This window comes from Shewanella morhuae (assembly GCF_003028295.1).
GTDB classification, from domain to species: domain Bacteria; phylum Pseudomonadota; class Gammaproteobacteria; order Enterobacterales; family Shewanellaceae; genus Shewanella; species Shewanella morhuae.
The window spans coordinates 2,544,363-2,562,045 of sequence record NZ_PYSG01000002.1 but is presented as its reverse complement, the minus strand read 5'-3'; the positions used below and the strand labels follow the sequence as shown (position 1 = coordinate 2,562,045).

At 42.6% G+C, this 17,683-nt stretch carries 12 protein-coding genes; 5 read left to right on the top strand and 7 right to left on the bottom strand.

The features are described from left to right. The first annotated feature begins 199 nt into the window (after window positions 1-199). Together C9I43_RS11785 and C9I43_RS11780 are read left to right on the top strand one after the other, a co-directional pair. On the top strand, window positions 200-1,375 hold the full coding sequence (locus C9I43_RS11785) for an aromatic amino acid transport family protein (protein WP_181317917.1): 1,176 nt from the start codon (window positions 200-202) through the stop codon (window positions 1,373-1,375). Window positions 1,376-1,658: 283 nt separating this feature from the next. Continuing rightward, the gene (locus tag C9I43_RS11780; protein ID WP_107883571.1) at window positions 1,659-3,815 is read left to right on the top strand and encodes a S46 family peptidase; all 2,157 of its coding nucleotides are present in this window, start codon (window positions 1,659-1,661) and stop codon (window positions 3,813-3,815) included. 438 nt (window positions 3,816-4,253) lie between these two features. Here C9I43_RS11780 and C9I43_RS11775 read toward each other — a convergent pair whose 3' ends face one another. From C9I43_RS11775 to C9I43_RS11755, 5 genes are all read right to left on the bottom strand, one after another. Continuing rightward, entirely contained in the window at window positions 4,254-4,868 is a 615-nt protein-coding gene (locus C9I43_RS11775; protein WP_076496242.1) for an FMN-binding negative transcriptional regulator, read from the bottom strand. A 621-nt stretch (window positions 4,869-5,489) separates the two neighbouring features. Beyond that, the gene (locus C9I43_RS11770) at window positions 5,490-6,218 is read right to left on the bottom strand and encodes a 23S rRNA pseudouridine(2604) synthase RluF (RefSeq protein WP_107883570.1); all 729 of its coding nucleotides are present in this window, start codon (window positions 6,216-6,218) and stop codon (window positions 5,490-5,492) included. 129 nt (window positions 6,219-6,347) lie between these two features. Next, on the bottom strand, window positions 6,348-7,685 hold the full coding sequence (locus C9I43_RS11765; protein WP_107883569.1) for a Na+/H+ antiporter NhaC family protein: 1,338 nt from the start codon (window positions 7,683-7,685) through the stop codon (window positions 6,348-6,350). A 557-nt stretch (window positions 7,686-8,242) separates the two neighbouring features. Further along, window positions 8,243-9,874, bottom strand: a complete 1,632-nt coding sequence (locus C9I43_RS11760) for a methyl-accepting chemotaxis protein (RefSeq protein ID WP_107883568.1) — start codon at window positions 9,872-9,874, stop codon at window positions 8,243-8,245. 152 nt (window positions 9,875-10,026) lie between these two features. Beyond that, window positions 10,027-10,917, bottom strand: coding sequence for a DMT family transporter (locus C9I43_RS11755; RefSeq protein WP_107883567.1), 891 nt, complete (start codon window positions 10,915-10,917; stop codon window positions 10,027-10,029). Between the two features lie 502 nt (window positions 10,918-11,419). Here C9I43_RS11755 and C9I43_RS11750 point away from each other — a divergent pair. Then, the gene (locus tag C9I43_RS11750) at window positions 11,420-12,205 is read left to right on the top strand and encodes an AraC family transcriptional regulator (protein WP_107883566.1); all 786 of its coding nucleotides are present in this window, start codon (window positions 11,420-11,422) and stop codon (window positions 12,203-12,205) included. Window positions 12,206-12,946: 741 nt separating this feature from the next. On the opposite strand, the gene C9I43_RS11745 is transcribed toward C9I43_RS11750, so the two are convergent. Further along, window positions 12,947-13,333 (bottom strand): GreA/GreB family elongation factor, encoded by a 387-nt coding sequence (locus C9I43_RS11745; RefSeq protein ID WP_076496258.1) that lies wholly within the window; start codon window positions 13,331-13,333, stop codon window positions 12,947-12,949. A gap of 952 nt (window positions 13,334-14,285) precedes the next feature. On the opposite strand from C9I43_RS11745, the gene C9I43_RS11740 reads away from it, so the two are divergent. Next, complete coding sequence (locus tag C9I43_RS11740) at window positions 14,286-15,578, top strand: O-acetylhomoserine aminocarboxypropyltransferase/cysteine synthase family protein (RefSeq protein ID WP_107883565.1); 1,293 nt, start codon at window positions 14,286-14,288, stop codon at window positions 15,576-15,578. Window positions 15,579-15,748: 170 nt separating this feature from the next. On the opposite strand, the gene C9I43_RS11735 is transcribed toward C9I43_RS11740, so the two are convergent. Beyond that, entirely contained in the window at window positions 15,749-16,885 is a 1,137-nt protein-coding gene (locus tag C9I43_RS11735) for a methyltransferase (RefSeq protein WP_107883564.1), read from the bottom strand. Between the two features lie 114 nt (window positions 16,886-16,999). On the opposite strand from C9I43_RS11735, the gene C9I43_RS11730 reads away from it, so the two are divergent. Continuing rightward, entirely contained in the window at window positions 17,000-17,623 is a 624-nt protein-coding gene (locus C9I43_RS11730) for an alpha-ketoglutarate-dependent dioxygenase AlkB family protein (RefSeq protein ID WP_107883563.1), read from the top strand. The last annotated feature ends 60 nt before the right edge of the window (window positions 17,624-17,683 follow it).

The following is a 17,683-nucleotide window of genomic DNA, read 5'->3' as shown; positions in this document are numbered from 1 at the left end:
CTGGATTGAAACATTCAAAGCTATTGGGGCCAATTGATCCGTTATGCACAGATCCGCTTGGATGCTTTAGGTGATATGTCGCTTAGTTTGCTTTAAGGCATAGAGGTTATCGGTTCAAATCTTACTGAGATAACACTCAACTAAAATTTAAATAAAATAATAATTAATCATTGAACAGGACTATTGTGTGAATCCAAAAATGTTAGGTTCAGTCGCCATTGTTGCCGGGACGGCCATTGGCGCAGGTATGTTAGCTTTACCTCTTGCTACTGCAGCCTTAGGTATTATTCCGGCGTTAGTATTACTGGTGGTTATTTGGGGCGTATCTGCCTATACCTCATTGCTTATGCTTGAAATTAACTTACGCACTGGTGTAGGTGATAATTTACATGTTATTACCGGTAAATTACTGGGTAAAAAAGGCCAGATAATTCAAGGCGCTTCTTTTTTAAGTTTATTATTTGCTTTGACAGCGGCTTATCTCACGGGTGGGTCATCGCTATTAGTGCTTAAAGCGAAAAATATGTTTGATATCGCACTTGATAATCAAGCGGCAGTACTGATATTCACCTTAGTGCTTGGCGGGTTTGCGGCGCTCGGAGTGGCTTGGGTTGATAAAGTTTCACGTTTCTTATTTTCGTTAATGATTCTATTGCTGGTGGTCGTCGTATTATTTTTATTGCCTGAAGTCAGTATTGCCAGCATGGCAACAGGCGCTATTGCCGAGTCGATGACCAGCAGTTGGATGGCGGCGATTCCAGTGGTATTTACCTCTTTTGGTTTCCACGTTTGTATTGCGACGCTAGTGCGCTATCTCGATGGTGATGCGGTATCTCTGCGTAAAGTATTATTAATTGGTTCGACCATTCCGCTGGTGTGTTATGTGCTTTGGTTATTGGTGACGTTAGGCACAGTGGGAGGGTATGACATTAATGGATTTGAAGGTTCATTACCTATGCTTATCACCGCATTGCAAGAGATTGCTCATACGCCTTGGATCAGCAAATGTATCTCGTTATTTGCTGATTTAGCGCTAGTGACCTCATTTCTTGGGGTTACCTTAAGCTTGTATGATTTTGTCGCCGAGTTGACCCGCGCTAAAGAAACATTTGTAGGCCGGATTCAGACTTGGCTATTAACCTTTGTTCCGCCAGTATTGTGTGCCTTGTATCTACCAGAAGGTTTTGTGGCAGTACTCGGATTTGCTGCTGTGCCATTGGTGGTGATGATTATCTTTTTACCCATTGTGATGGCGCTGCGCCAACGTCAATTACAACTGGGTGGTTATCAAGTATCTGGTGGTGTAGGTGCGTTAGCCTTGGCAGGTTTATTGGGCGCCGTGATTATTGGTGCCCAGCTATTTGTTGCTATCTAACTGATTGTCATTAATTGGCGATTAGAAGAGGTAGCTTTAGCGAATGCCATCAGGTAACTTTGATGAGATGTATTTGCTTTGTAAGCGAATTTGTCTGAGTCTGTTGTAGCGTGTGCTCAATGTGATAAAGTCAGGCCCTGTGCCTGACTTTTTGCTTTTTAGGCTTTAAAGCGCGTTATCACAGGGTTTTACGCTAAATATTTAAAATTAAAACAACAAGATTAACACCATAAAATAGCCCAGCTTGCGCGTGGCTTCATTTATATAAAATGGACTTAACACAATGAAAAAATGGTTACTCACCGTTGCCGTAGCCGCCAGTTTTGGCGCTCAGGCTGACGAAGGTATGTGGCAGCCCCACCAATTGCCTGCTATGGCCGATGAGCTAAAAGCAAAGGGGCTAGAAATTGATGCAACATCAATTTCTAAACTGACGCAATTCCCGATGAACGCCGTAATAAGCCTTGGCGGCTGTACCGCTTCATTCGTATCACCAAAGGGATTGGTGGTCACTAACCACCACTGCGCCTATGGTGCGATTCAATACAATTCAACGCCGGAAAAAAACCTGCTTGAAGAAGGCTTTTTAGCCAAAACCTTCGCCGATGAATTACCTGCCACGCCAGGCTCTCGCGTGTATGTCACTGAAGATGTGACCAATGTAACTGAGCGCGTACAAAGCGGGCTTGAAGGTAAAGTGGGTAGCTACCTTTATCAAGGCGTTGAAAATCAAGAAAAAGCCTTAGTTGCCGAATGTGAAAAAGAAGAGGGCTACCGTTGCCAAGTGTATAGCTTCCACGGCGGGCTTGAGTACTATCTGGTAAAACAGTTAGAAATTCGCGACGTACGTTTGGTTTATAACCCCGCGGCGAGCGTGGGTAAATATGGTGGCGACGTTGATAACTGGATGTGGCCACGTCACACCGGCGATTTCTCTTTCTATCGTGCCTATGTGTCCAAAGCAGGCAAACCTGCCGATTTCAGCAGTGATAACGTGCCATACGAGCCAAAAAGCTTCTTAAAAGTCTCGGCTAAAGGCGTGAGTGATGGCGATTTTGTCATGGTGGCTGGCTACCCAGGTCGCACTAACCGTTATCGCACCGCCAATGAAGTACAAAATCAATTTGAGTGGGCTTATCCTGAAGGTAAGTTACTGCGCGAACGCTTTATTGAGATCATTAAAGATACCGCTCCAGAGGGCAGTGACGAGCGAATTAAGTACGAGAGCCAAATTGCTGGCCTTGCTAATTACGCAAAAAACTTCACCTCAATGATTGAGTTTTACGGCAAATCAACCATGTTGAATGACCGTAAAGCCCGTGAAGCAGAGCTTGCAGCGTGGATAGCTAAAGACAGTAAGCGTGAAGCGAAATACGGCAAAACCTTAGCGCAATTAGACGCGTTAATTGCTAAAGGCAAGGCGCATCAAGAGCGTGACATGCTGCTAAGTTACATCGGCAATACCACTCTATTACCGACAGCACGCGATTTATATCGTTTAGCGAATGAGAAACAACTACCTGATATACAACGTGAACCAGGTTTTCAAGAGCGAGATATGCCGCGTCTAATAGCCAGCATGGAACGTATTGACCGTCGTTATGCGCCAAGTGTTGATAAAGCCGTGCTGTTCGATATGTTAAAACGCTACGCCGCATTGCCAGAGGACAAACGTCTACCAGCATTGGATAAAGCTTTTGGTATCGATAAAAAGTTCAGCGAAGCTAAGCTTTCGAAAACGCTGGATAAAATGTATGCCAAAACTGAGTTAGGCAAAAAAGACGTGCGTCTGGCGTGGATGGATAAATCGGTTGCCGATTTTAAAGCCTCTAAAGATCCGTTTATTCAATTCGCTGTCGCTATGTACGACACTGATATGGCTGAAGAAAAGCAACAAAAAGAACTGGATGGCGAGCTGATGAAAGTGCGTCCGCAATATATGGATGCCATCATTGCCTATAATCTAGAGCAAGGTAAGCCTGTGTATGCCGATGCAAACTCAAGCTTGCGTGTTACGGTTGGTCATGTGAAAGGCTACTCGCCAAAAGATGGTCTACAAGCTTTGCCCTTCACTCGCCTTGAAGGCATAGTGCAAAAGGACATAGGGGTTGAGCCATTCGATGCACCGAAAAAAGAGTTAGCGCTGATTAAGCAAAAGCAATACGGTGATTTCTATGTGAAAGCCATCGATTCTGTACCGGTTAACTTCCTGTCGACGTTAGACACAACCGGCGGTAACTCAGGTTCACCCACTTTAAACGGCCGCGCTGAGTTAGTCGGTTTATTGTTTGATGGTGTGTATGAAAGCATAATCGGTGATTGGGCGTATGACGATAACATTAACCGTTCTATCCAAGTCGATAGCCGCTATATGTTGTGGGTAATGAAGTATTTAGATCATGCCGACAATTTATTAGCTGAGATGGAAATCGTTAAGTAAGCCATTGCCGCACCAGCAATGGTGCGGCCTAGCGTTATTCGGATTACTAGCATTTAAGCGCTCTTTGACAGCCATAACAGATAATAAAATAGCGATAAACACTTACTGGGTTTACCGCTATTTTTTGTGTAATCGCTTGTGGTAGCAGTTTTGATAGGCTTGCCATGGCATTAGCTCACCGACACGCAGCAAGTCCATCCGTGGATGCTCGACCGCCCCGTCCATGGGGCGGACGGTCGTCTCGCAAATCACCATGGCTCACCTTTTTAGTGTTAACGTAACCTGTGGATTGAAAAAGATTACGCAACATACTTTTGGACATAAACGTGATTGACACTTTGCTCTAACTCGTCAGTTTCGGATTAAAATTACTATGGATTAACGCTCCGCGTATACTCGCGAACTTGTGAGCGTCTAAGGGCCGAATAACACGGTTTGTTAACTGCCTGTACCAACATTTCTCTTTTCCATGTAAGCACATAAACTGGCAGCATTTAAATCCTTAGATTTTTGTAAACTCGCAAATACTCCCTTTTGATCTTCTGGTTTGCGATGTTGTCCTAATTTTTCTTTAGCTTGAATCTCGTCAATTGCAATTTTGAATCCGACAACACCGCTACGAAGCTTTAACTGATAATCAGCAGGCATAATATCAATGTTATTTAACAACTCAGGTTCATATTTAACAATAAGTTCAGCCATAACCTGCTGATTCTCATCGTCATCAAGAATACTGAGGTAACCATAACAATGAACCGCTGAATAATTCCAAGTTGGTACAGCTGGTTTAGTTACATACCAACTTGGTGAAATATAGGCATGTGGCCCTTGAAAAATAACTAAAACCCTCTGATTCTCAGCAATTTCCCAATGGGTATTTGATTTAGCAAAGTGACCAAATAGAAAACCAAGCCCTTTATCATCCGGTTCGTAAATGAGTGGTAAATGTGTAGCAGTTAGATCAGCACTGATTAGTGTTCCAAATCCATTTTCAGCTATTAGCTCACTGATTACTAATGGATCTTTTACTTCAAGATTCTTAGGTATGTACATGATTCTCTACTACGATAGCGGTTAACGGCTTAGTATTTATGCGCTTCGCTGTTTGCAGGGCATAAATCGTTTGTTGACTCAATCTTAAATATGGCCACTGCCGCATCCATGTCAATTGGTATAAATGATGCTATAGGAATTTGCTTTTTTGCGGTAGCTGTTTTTTATACAGTTTGGTGGGTAATTACTTGATATCGTTTTAGCTTTCTCATTTTTCGCGCTTATTTTTGCTGATGAATCGCTATCTAACGACTCAAAACTCCAAGGAATACACCTCCCCTCGGAGTTGCCGCAGGGCGAATAGAGCTCTTGATTTAATAAAGAGTGCGTGAGTTCGGTCATGGATGACCGACTAGCTTTCGCAGGTGCAGGGACGCATCCTTCGGAAGCGATAGCAAATTTGTCAATGAGCACAAGGGGCTTTCAACTCCGTTGGGGGCATCTTGGAGCATCCAAGGAGGATAGGACGAGCAGTCCTCCTTGGTCGGGTGTGGGGTGAAGCCCTACGACTTTGATTTTGATTAAAGCATTCAAACTAAACTTGGAAGGCTCTAAGATCTTGCTTTGGGGCAGAAGATTAACAACTACTTGCTTAATGTAATATCCCAACCAACCATCTATTTATTTTATCGCCAGTACTGCTTTTAGCTCTGCAACTTCCGATTCTGTTAATGGCCGCATTTGGCCTTCTTGTAACTCACCCAATGCTAATTCGCGTAAATTCAGTGTCATTATGGCAATACGCTCAAGATCGATAACGCGATACCCGAGCGCCTTGGACATACGCCGAATTTGTCGATTCAGTCCTTGAGTCAGTACGATTTCAAAGCTGTCCGAACTAAGTCGCTGGACGTGGCAGGGCAGGGTTTGCAGGTCTTTATAACGTACTCCACTGGCCATTTGTTCAACAAAATCATCAGTGAATGACCTGTCGAGGCGCACATGGTAGGTTTTGCTGTGGGAAAAACTGGGGTGCATCAGTTTATGGGTTAGCTCACCATCGTTAGTTAACAGCAACAGGCCGCGAGAATCTTTATCGAGCCTGCCGACGGGATAGAGTCTTGGTACTTTAGGAAGCAAGTGTATAAGGCTAGTTTGATCTTGCTCCAGCAGGCGGCAGTCTGTGCCCACAGCTTTGTTAAATATCCAATAGGCGAGTGTTTCAGCTTTAGTGATGGGCGCGCCATCAAGCTCAATGTTATCGAGGCAGTTTAATGACTCGTCTAAATGGATAGGATCTGTGTGGCGGGCGATGTGGCCATTGAGCGTGATGCGCCCTGCCTCAACCAAACGGCAGGTTTCACGGCGTGAGCCTATGCCACATTGGGCGAGGTATTTTGCGAGGCGCATAGTAATCCAATGTTGATGAATTTAAACATAAAAAAGGAGCCGAATCCGGCTCCTTTAGTGGTACTTATCGGTGTTTAAATGAGTTATTACAAGCTGCTTTTTAACACGCGATAAGTACAGTGCTACCTATCAATGACGTTTGCGTAAAATCACAATCGCAACGGCCACTACGGCTAAAATCATGCAATACCAAGCGTGTGATACCGCAGCCAGTGGTGTGATGCTAAAGGTCGAGGCGATAAGTAAAGCTTGGGCGCCGTAAGGGATTAACCCTTGGATAATACATGCGAATATATCCAATATACTGGCGGCACGTTTTGGACTAACGCCATGTTTTTCGGCTAAGTCCTTGGCAATATCGCCGGTTACAACGATAGAAACCGTGTTGTTGGCCACGCAAGTGTTAGTCACTGCGACTATGCCAGCCATACCGAGCTCTGCTGCGCGGCACGATGCTTCACCTTGCGCTTTTGAAAAGCGCGCAATCAGCTTTTCAATCTGTTTGCTAACGAAGGCGAGCCCACCTTGTTGTTGCATCAGTGCTGCTAAACCACCAACCAACATAGACAGAATAAAAATTTCCTGCATGTTACTAAAGCCGGCATAAATATCTTTACCAAATTGGATCACGCCGTAATCCATGGTCAATAAACCAGTTGCGCCCGCGAGCAAGATACCTAAGGTCAACACTACAAATACGTTCAGACCCGCCACGGCTAAGATCAAAATGGTCAGATAAGGAATGACCTTAATAAAATCAATATTCTGTGCGGCTAACTCCGCTTGGCCTTGGCCTGCGAATACAAACGCAATTAACGTTAGCAATGATGCTGGGATAGCGAAAATCAGGTTTTCACGGAATTTATCTCTCATATCACAACCTTGGGTACGAGTGGCTGCAATGGTGGTGTCGGAAATAATCGATAAATTGTCACCAAATAGGGCACCAGACATCACGGCGCCCGCCATCAGCGCATAGTCGATTTGGGCTTGGTCGGCGACGCCAAGGGCGATGGGTGCGACAGCGGCGATGGTGCCCATTGAGGTGCCCATAGCAGTTGCAATAAAAGCGGCAATGACAAAAAATCCGGGTAATAACAGATTCGATGGGATTAATGATAAACCTAGCGCAACCGTGGCATCGACGCCACCAGTAGCTTTAGCTACGGCAGCAAAGGCGCCAGCTAACAAATAAATCAAACACATCGCAATAATATTGCTGTGACCAATACCGCCAATAAAGGTATCAATTGATTGATTTAATTTTTGCTTCGATAAAATTATCGCCAGCATGATCGCGGGTAAAATAGCGATAACACTCGGTAATTGATAAAAAGCAAAGTCGACACCTTGGCTTTGAAAATATACGCCAGCGCCAATAAAAAGACCTAAGAAGACAAATAATGGCAACAGGGCAACGAAAGATGCCGGGCTGTGCTGTGATGTTACTGTTGATGAATCGCTCAATGTTATCTCTCTTTCGCTTGGCGTTTTTCCGCAATATCCTTAGCGGTAAAACTCGTTTAAATGGGTGTCGCTTTAGCATCGTATCCTAGCAACTTAAGGCGAAGCATATTTGATCCTCTGCATTGTGTCAATTTAGACGTCTAGACGTTCTTACTTCTAATGTGATCGTGAGGTTATTATTTGGTTGTGCAACATGATATTTGATGGGTATTTGATAATTTAATCAATACTTTATTATTTTAAACTAACGCTGAAATAGTTATTTTCATATGGTTTTCTATGATTATTTTGAGGCCATAAATCGAATATTAAATTGAATTTGCCCAAGAAAGGCATTTTTTGGCTGAAGGGTTATTGAATGATGCTGCGAGATTACTGCGATGATAAGAGTGTATGTTGCTAGGGATTAACATTTATCTTTAATCCATAGAGGCTCAAAAAGTAGTATTAGTTTTAGCTATAGTGGCAGCAACAGGCCCATAAAAGGCTTAAATAAAGAGTGCCAACACTGAGCACTCTTTATCGCGACAATCGTTTCCTGTTATAAACTAGCCAGACTATGCAACTTTAAAGCGTGCCACTTCTTTTTGAAGATTACTACAAATGGTTTTTGTGTTGATCACGATTTGCTGTGTTTCTTGAATCACTGAATTACAGTATCTTGTTTTATCAGATAATTCTGTCAAGTTACGGTTAATCTCCTCAGTCACGTGGGTTTGTTCTTCAGTCGCAGTTGCGGTTTGGGTGGACATGTCACTGACCTTAGCGGTGGAATTTAAGATTTCATCTAAGGCATCTTGAGTTTGGTTGGCGAGGCTGACTGTGGACGCGGTCAAGCTGGCGCCTGATTCAATACTTCTCACCGCATCGTTTACACCGCGTTGTAATTCTTCAATCATGCGCTGAATATCTTGGGTTGAAGAGCCTGTTCGGCTCGCTAAGGTACGTACCTCATCGGCGACAACAGCAAAGCCGCGGCCTTGTTCACCTGCGCGAGCGGCCTCAATAGCAGCATTAAGCGCTAAAAGATTTGTTTGCTCAGCAATGGAGCGGATCACATCGAGTACCGAGGCAATATTGGCTGAGTTAACGGCGAGTTTTTCGATCACGACCACCGCATTTTTTACCGATTCAGAAAGTTGCTGAATATGATCGACTGACTGCGATAATACTTTTTTACCTTCTATCGTTTGATCATTCACCTTAGTGATTTCGCTGGCTGTGTGCTGAGCATTTGTGGCAACTTCTCTCACCGCCGCACTCATTTGATTAACAGCGGTGACTATAGTATCGACAAACTGCTCTTGTTCATGGCTGATGCTAATTGTTGTCGCCGATTTTGTTGCTAAGTTTTCAACAGTGTGACTCACATCTTTGGTTTGACTAATAATTGCGATAACCATGTCTTGTAACTGCGCGACAAATAAGTTGAAAGCATGGGCAAGAGCACCTATTTCATCTTGGCGAACGATGGGAATGCGCTGGGTTAAATTGCCGTCACCATCAACAATATCATTGATTCTGCTGGTAATATCCTTAATAGCATCAACGATGATTTTAGGGCCAAAATAGGCAATTAGGAGGGCGACAATGGCCACTAAACTGGCAATAGTTAAGGATATTTGACTTTGAGTCGTAGCTTGTTCAGTTGCTTGTAAATCTAACTCTTTCACTCTGTTATCAGCAGCTTCCCCAGCGGCATTATAGATGCTTCTTAACGCATCAAACTCTTGTTTAGCTTTAGTTTCGTGCAGCCGTTTAGCGCTTTCAATATCATTACTTTTGACGGCATTAATGACTTCAGATGAAGCTTGATACCAAAGCGAAAATTGCGCATCAAACCCATTGGTGGATTGCAGAACTTGAGGATGGTCTTTTAGGATTTTTTTAAACTCACCCATTCTATCGCGGGCTTGATCGACGTTTTCTTGCCAATTATCAATTTCACTTTTGCGATTATCAGTGTTTAGCTCTGGTTTTAGTAACACTTCTTCGCTTAATTGCGCTTGGTAAAGATCGCGATCAGCATTGAGTATTGCTGAAATTGCCGGATTAAATAACTGACTAAACTCTTGCATTTGTTTCACAGTAGCACGGCTCTGCGTAGCGTCGGTTATTGCCATAATAATCAGTGCAGCAGCCATAATTGCAAACATCAGTGAAAACTTAACACGAATACTATTGAACATAGGGACATCTCCATTAATAACTTACTAAATAGCTTAGCCGTTATTTATGGAGTTGCCTTTATTTGCAGCCGATTGCGGCGCTATTTTGTGTTAATTACTCGCGTGTGAATCGCCTTCACAGTGTTGCCAAGGCTTTGATTATTTAACCTATATTAGTCAGGGCAAGCTAACGTAGGAGCTACTTTGGGTTTAAATTTAATCTGTACCAGCATGACACCCATAATAACCATAGAGCCGCCAATATAATGATAAATGGCTAAGGTTTCATCTAGAATAATTGCCGCCAGTACCGCTGCAACAATAGGCATCAGATTGAAAAATACACTGGCGCTATCTGCCCCGAGTCGATTGATACCATTGATCCACGCCCATGGTGCTACAAGTGATGCCGCTATGGCTGCATACATAACAAGCGGCGCGGATTGGGTGGTAATGGCCATACTTGAACCGCTAAATAATAGTGGTAACAGTAAAACCACAGCTATCACTCCTTGAATATACACGGATTCCCAAGTGGCTAACGGTAGTTGCCAGCGTTTGATTAAAACACCATAGAGGGCATACATAAAAGCACTGATCAGCAGCAGCATGTCGCCTTGGGTTACCCCAACCGAAAAGTTTACGATATCGCCATGACTCAACATAAAAATCAATCCAAACAGTGAAATAATCATTCCTATCAATGCAAGTGGTGATAACTTTTGTTTGAGTAATGGCACGGCTAAAAATAGGCTTATCATCGGTACTAATGAGGTGATGAGTGCCATATTCGTCGCCGTGGTCGTGGCCGCTGCAAAATAAGCCAGACTCTGATTTAACACCATACCAAGCAATGCGAGTGTGGCAAATTTGGGTAACAGTGGCTGAATGATATGGCGTTTTTTCCATACAGGCTTAATAACGAATGGCGTCAGTATTAGCATGGCGAAAAACCAGCGGTAAAAAGCGATCGCCTCAGGCTCAATCATTCCAAAGGACAGTTTATTCACAATCGAATTACCCGCCCAGATAAAGACAGCCAATAGGGGAAATAGGTACAACATAATTTTGCCTTAATCTAGCGTCGTTAAGTATCGACATCACTATAGAAGCCGCTATTATCTATGGTCGGCTACGATATAAATATCGCTTAACAGACAAGGTCAATTTCGCTTCGGACAGAGTACGATTAAATATTACACCTTGCATGAGCATTCTTGACTTATTGCATTAATACCAATCGTATTAACTATCTGTTCATTCAGCGGGAGTTCAACGCGCTTTAGATAAGGCGAAGGCTTGAAGGCATAGTGGTGCTCTGTCGAAAGCCTTAAACGCAGTATAAAGCGCGTTGAAACCCGCCCTTTGGGAGCCTCACAGGCATCCCACTCCCGTGTTGCATTAACTTAAAAGGGAATAACCATTTCTGCGTCAATGCGCCTCGGATTGAAATACCTGTGAGGCTCTGAACTGATTAGATAGTTAATGTGACTGGTATAATACCGTAGTGCGGGGCTGAGCCCGTTAGCATGAGTGACGAAAGTGATACCCGCTTGAGGTGAAAATATGAACACACAAATTGTTTACCATCCTTTATGGGCAGAGCAAAAGCCCCTAGCGGATATCTTTTTCAATTATGAAGCATTTCTGCCTAATACGGTTACGCCTAAACACCAACATCCTTGGGGACAGTTGCAGTTAATCAGTGGCGGTATTATGGAGTTACATGCCGCAGGACAGCGATTTCTATCACCATCACAATATGCTATTTGGGTGCCAGCAGGCATAGAGCATGAAAGCTATACTCGGCGCAGTATTCATTATTGTTCAATGAACATAGTCGTAGGACAGACATTAGGCTTTCCCCTTGAAACTTGTCTTTTAAGCGTAACGCCGATTGCCCAATCGATTGTTAATGATTTGCGAGAGCGAGGCGTGAAAGTGGCGGAAACACTAGCAGATAAACGTTTAGTGAAGGTTTTACTCGATCAATTAACCTTAGGACAAGCCTTGCCGCAGTTTTTACCTAACGCGACTGATAAACTATTATATCCGCTGCTGCAAGCCCTTGAGGCTGATCCTGCGAGCCCAAAAACCTTTAAGACTTGGGCGGGTGAGTTACATACGACTGAACGTACTTTGGCTCGCCGCTGCCAACAAGTATTAGGAATGAGTTTTACTGAGTTAAGGCAAAGACATAAATTTATTTATTCCCTGCAATTATTACGGCAAGGATTAGCGATAAAAGAAGTTGCATTGACGCTTGGCTATAACCAAACCTCACCTTATATCGTGATGTTTAAAAAATATGCTCAGTGTTCACCAGAGCAGTATCGACGCCGATTGGGATAGTTTATGGCGTTAGGATGTATGAGACGATAAATCACTCAATGATAATTGGATTGCAGAAATAGCATGGCTGAACAATAAATCGATAAAATAAAATAGGGTGCTAAAGAATTTAGCACCCTATTTTTGACTTAATTTAAGAGAGGATTGAAGAGATTTTTATAATATAGGATAAGTTTAGTCGGCTGCTTTTGGGCGATTCCGTTTATCCTGACGCTTCTCTTTTAAGGTTTTCATTGGCGGTTTTTTATTTTTTTCTTTACTCATAGATATTGTCTCCAAAACGAAGGTAACTAAAGTGAAGTTTACTACCCAATCCCGCGCCGCAATTCGGTTTTGATAGTGAGGCTCAATTCTTTAAACTTCAATTGAACCAGATTATTTATAGTGATGCATGACCATATACGATACGTGATGTATAAATTTAACAATCGAGGTGTAGTGCTTAAGCCTCGCAACATCATGTTGTATAGTTAATAAAGCGCTGCCTTGACTTTATATAAGCTAATTAACGAGTTAGTTTAAATGTTATGTTTTTACATTGTATCGCCTGGTCAATGCGCATCATTAATAAATAGTGCGGCCTGTTAATGACTTCAAAATAAAGTTTCCTCTTATTCCACAGTGTTAAAAGCCGCTATAAGCAGTTGCTAAAGCGAGTTGACAGTATGTTGCCACTGAATTGAACATACTGTTATTTAAACATTAGCATTAAAGTTTTATATAAATAGTTAGAGGTTATAATTATTTTTTAGCTAAAATAACGTCTTTAATCATAAACAAAACGGGTTTACCTAAAATATTAACCTCTGCCATCTCACCCTTCGAGCGTCCAAGCAGACTGACACCTAAATCAGATATCACAGAATAGCGTCCCGCACTGGGTTTATGTCTTTGTGGATACACAAGTTCAACTTGGTACTCCTGCTGGTCCTGCAAATTAACTAAACAGATTTGCCTTCCAACTGTGACATTATCGCTTGTTGTATTATTTTTTAATTGTTCAAGTTTACTGATCACCCCTGCTAACGCTGTTGGGCGTAGAGAGGTATTGAAACTATTCTGCAAATAATATGTTTCTGTTTTTAAAATAAGATTCTGAAAAAAATTAGTAAATAAAGAGAATGTCATTGCTACCTCTGAAATAACGAAGTTACAAAGATAAACAGGGAATAATATAATGTTATTATTAGTATTCTTAGTTTATTTTAAATAATTGTTTGATACCTGCCGAGCGTGAGTGACGCTCGGCTTAAACTGGGAATTTTAGAGAGAAGCGAATGGCGTTTGCTGAGTGAAGTCTGATAGCAAGCCCATTTAAATGTTGTGATGAAAATGCATTGTTAAACATAGTTTTACATCTCCAGTCAAAATGAATGTTTAGCGGTTTAACTTTTGCTTAACGCCATAAAAATCAAACTTATGATAACTGATTTTTAGCCTGTTTTTTTATTTAAAAGTTATTTAAAATTTTATTAAAACATTAGTCGTTATTGGCTAATTAAATACATCATAAGTGCTTGGTTGATACCATAGGACAAGTAAAAAAATAAAGCAAGCCTGACTCTGCGAATGTCGATAAATAGATTTGTTTACCGGTATAAGTGAGTTTTACGCTGAAATAACACTCGTAAGGCATGACTTACGCTAATCAAATAAACTGTGAGATTTTAGCGCATCGCTAAAATAACCCCATTATGTAGCAATAGTGTGGTTTAGCGTATTTAAATCAAGGTTAAAAAAAATATAACGAGGTGTTTAAATTAAGACCTTAAGCTTGTTAAATCAACGCTATAGAAGTAACCCGCAGGTAAATGCACCGCAGGTGGTCATATTTAGAGTGTCATATGGGGGCAGCCATATTCAGCAGTTAAAAATATTTAGACTTCCAGATGGCTATCTGTTAGCTTGTTGAACATGCATAAATCCAATGCTGTCCCAACATTGTTTGGCTGAAGGTTGGCATTGTGATTAGCGAAAATACAGATGCGTGAGGATGCTGAAAGCTAAGTGTTGTCACTCACCACGGCAAAGCGTTGAAACGTAGGCATCGTTAATAAGCGATATCAATAAGGAAGAGAACATGAAACTAGAGTCACTGGCATTGCATCATGGTTATGAGTCAGAAGCGACCACTAAGTCGGCCGCTGTACCTATTTATCAAACAACCTCTTATACCTTTGATGATACCCAACATGGTGCTGATTTATTTGATTTAAAAGTCGCAGGTAATATTTATACACGGATCATGAATCCCACGACTAGTGTGTTAGAGCAGCGTCTTGCAGCCATTGAAGGTGGTATCGGTGCGCTGGCTGTGGCATCGGGTATGGCGGCCATTACCTATGCGATTCAAGCATTGACTCAGGTGGGTGATAATATTGTCAGTACTAGCCAGCTTTATGGCGGTACTTATAATCTGTTTGCCCATACGCTGCCGCGCCAAGGTGTTGAAGTCCGTATGGCCGCCTTCGATGATTTTACAGGGCTCGATGAGTTAATCGATGATAAAACCAAGGCTTTGTTTTGCGAATCTATTGGTAATCCAGCAGGTAATATTGTTGATTTACAGCGTTTAGCTGAGATAGCCCATAAACATGGCGTACCTTTGATTGTCGATAATACAGTGGCGACACCTGTGTTATGTCGTCCGTTTGAATATGGTGCTGATATCATTATCCATTCTCTTACTAAATATATTGGCGGCCATGGTACAACGATTGGCGGCGCAATTATTGACTCAGGCAAGTTTGATTGGGTAGCGAATAAAGAGCGATTTGCGTTATTGAACCAAGCGGATCCTTCTTACCATGGCGTGGTGTATACCGAAGCCTTTGGACCTGCCGCGTTTATTGGTCGTTGCCGCGTTGTACCACTGCGTAATACTGGCGCTGCACTTTCACCACACAGTGCATTTTTACTGCTGCAAGGGCTAGAAACCTTAAGTCTAAGAATGGAGCGTCATTGTTCTAATGCTCTCGCTTTGGCTGAGTATCTTGTGCAGCATCCCGCGGTCAGTTGGGTGAACTACGGCGCCTTAGCCAACAGTCCTTATCAAGCAAATTGCCACAAAATCACCGGTGGAAAAGCCTCTGGCATTGTTAGCTTTGGTATTAAAGCGGCCACGCCTGAAGATGGTAAAATTGTAGGTGGACGTTTTATTGATGCACTGCAGATGATTTTACGCTTAGTTAATATTGGTGATGTAAAATCGTTAGCCTGTCATCCTGCGAGTACGACGCACAGACAATTGGATGCTAATGAATTAGCCAGGGCAGGGGTATCAGAGGATCTCGTGCGTATTTCGGTTGGGATTGAGCATATCGACGATATTATTGCCGATGTTGCACAAGCACTTGATAAAGCATTGCTTTAATACGATTAGTATAATTGCAGTGAGATTGAAATCTTTTAACGTTTTATTCTTAACTTTATGATTAATAATTAAAATCCGCCACCGACTGAGTCGATGGTGGCTTTTTGCCGATTAAGTTAACTGTGGGTTTTATTCACGTTAATGCAAGATAATCTACTTGATTTAATGTGCTATTTTTTCTGTGCTTGCAATATTACAAATTTACCGTTGGAGGCAACTGTGGTGCAGTTCTGAAATAAACGCTGTAATTTCACGTGATAATTTAAATGACGATTACCCACAATATGTAAGATACCGCCATCTTTTAAACGGCGGCGAGCGTCTAAAAACATTTGCCACGCGATATGATCGGTAATCGCTTCGCCTTGGTGAAAGGGCGGGTTACACAGCACCAAGTCGGGTTGCACTTCATCTGGCAGATGTGTCATGCAATCGTCCCAATAGAAGTGGCCTTTATCTGCGGGCAATGAGTTGCGCGCCCAGTTGGCTTTAGCGGATGCAACTGCCATATCAGAATCGTCGATAAAATGGATATCAGCAGCCGGGAATAGCTGCGCAGCTCGTAAACCCAGTACACCATTGCCACAACCCAGATCCACAATCGACGTAAAGTCTCCTTTAGGCAGATTGTCTAACATAATACGTGCGCCAATATCGAGTTTGTTCGCGGCAAATACATTGCTTAAATTACTGATCTCGAATTGATATTCAGGTATGGCCCAAGTGACTTCTTTAGCTAATGCTCTTGATTTACCATCGCTAATACAGGTGATCACCCGAGTGTTTTTCCAGGCTAAGCTGGCGCTTGCAGGGCCTACGTTTTTAGCAAAAATATCGAGTAAGGCACCATTGATTGATTTCGCTTTTGCTGCCACTAATATACGCGTCCCTGCGGGTAATACTTGCGATAGACGCGTTAACTGGTGGGCAAAGTAGCTTAAGTTTTTAGGTAACTTCATTAAAACTAAAGCTAAGTGATTTGGCAAGGTATCACGGCTGGTAAACCATTGGAGATTACTAGCTGATAGCTGGTTGCGGCCATGGTTTTGCTCAGTGCCTAAAAAGCTGGTTTTGGCATCGGTCTCAACAAACAGCGGCCAGCTAGAGTTTATTTTGGATAAACCACAACTTAATACGCCAAAATTATCGTTGATAATGGCGGTGGCAACGGTGGGTTGTGCAGCTTCAACCAGGCTTTTGAGTAAGTGTTCATCGGCGGCATCCCAAGCTTGAAGATGAGATTCTTGCTCTGCTGGATAGCGTAAAAGTTCGAGTTCAACACCCGCTACTGAAAATTGTGTTGTCATGTGCCACACTGCGCCAATAAATTAGGGCGCTGATTATCGCAGATTTAATGGCGTAGTGCGACGCCTTAGCGTGTTGGCTCAGAGCAGAGTGTAAGCCGCTCGACAGGAGAATGTGTGAGTAAGCATGATGACGACATAACGCCGCAAAAAGCTCTGCTAACATTAGAGCCAAAACCTCCCATCACCTTAATACGAGGTTATCTTAATAACGAGCAGCAAGTCGCGCTGATAAATGAAGCGCAGGCTTATCCCTTGAGTCGTCCTGAAATCCAAGTCTTTGGTAAATTTCATGCCATTCCCCGCCAGCAAGTTTGGTTTGGCGATCTAGGCTGCGACTATTTATATTCAGGTCTTTTTATTCGCGCCTTACCTTGGCCTAAATACGCTAATAAGCTTAGACATAAACTAGCTAAGGATTTTAGTTTGGGCAGTAATGGCGTATTAGTGAATCATTACGTCGACGGTAAAGACTGCATGGGCGCCCACAGCGATGATGAACCTGAAATTGCCAAGGGCAGTGATATTGCTTCGATTACCTTGGGTGCATCGCGGGATTTTGTGCTTAAGCATAAACACAGCCCTGCTCGATATAGCATTAATTTACAGAGTGGCGATTTATTGATTATGCATTGGCCGATGCAAAAGGATTGGCAGCATAGTTTACCTAAGCGTTTGAAAGTAAAAGATCCGCGTTGGAATTACACCTTCAGGCAGTTAATGGTTAATTTTCATGCTTAATGCCTGTGTTTAATGCCTGTGCTTAATATCGAATGTTTGATATCTATCTATGAACTCAAT

Coding starts and splice junctions, on each gene's coding strand:
- C9I43_RS11750 (WP_107883566.1), top strand. CDS start 11,420: ATGAACACACAAATTGTTTACCATCCTTTATGGGCAGAGCAAAAGCCC.
- C9I43_RS11760 (WP_107883568.1), bottom strand. CDS start 9,874: ATGTTCAATAGTATTCGTGTTAAGTTTTCACTGATGTTTGCAATTATG.
- C9I43_RS11780 (WP_107883571.1), top strand. CDS start 1,659: ATGAAAAAATGGTTACTCACCGTTGCCGTAGCCGCCAGTTTTGGCGCT.
- C9I43_RS11755 (WP_107883567.1), bottom strand. CDS start 10,917: ATGTTGTACCTATTTCCCCTATTGGCTGTCTTTATCTGGGCGGGTAAT.
- C9I43_RS11745 (WP_076496258.1), bottom strand. CDS start 13,333: ATGACATTCTCTTTATTTACTAATTTTTTTCAGAATCTTATTTTAAAA.
- C9I43_RS11785 (WP_181317917.1), top strand. CDS start 200: ATGTTAGGTTCAGTCGCCATTGTTGCCGGGACGGCCATTGGCGCAGGT.
- C9I43_RS11775 (WP_076496242.1), bottom strand. CDS start 4,868: ATGTACATACCTAAGAATCTTGAAGTAAAAGATCCATTAGTAATCAGT.
- C9I43_RS11740 (WP_107883565.1), top strand. CDS start 14,286: ATGAAACTAGAGTCACTGGCATTGCATCATGGTTATGAGTCAGAAGCG.
- C9I43_RS11735 (WP_107883564.1), bottom strand. CDS start 16,885: ATGACAACACAATTTTCAGTAGCGGGTGTTGAACTCGAACTTTTACGC.
- C9I43_RS11770 (WP_107883570.1), bottom strand. CDS start 6,218: ATGCGCCTCGCAAAATACCTCGCCCAATGTGGCATAGGCTCACGCCGT.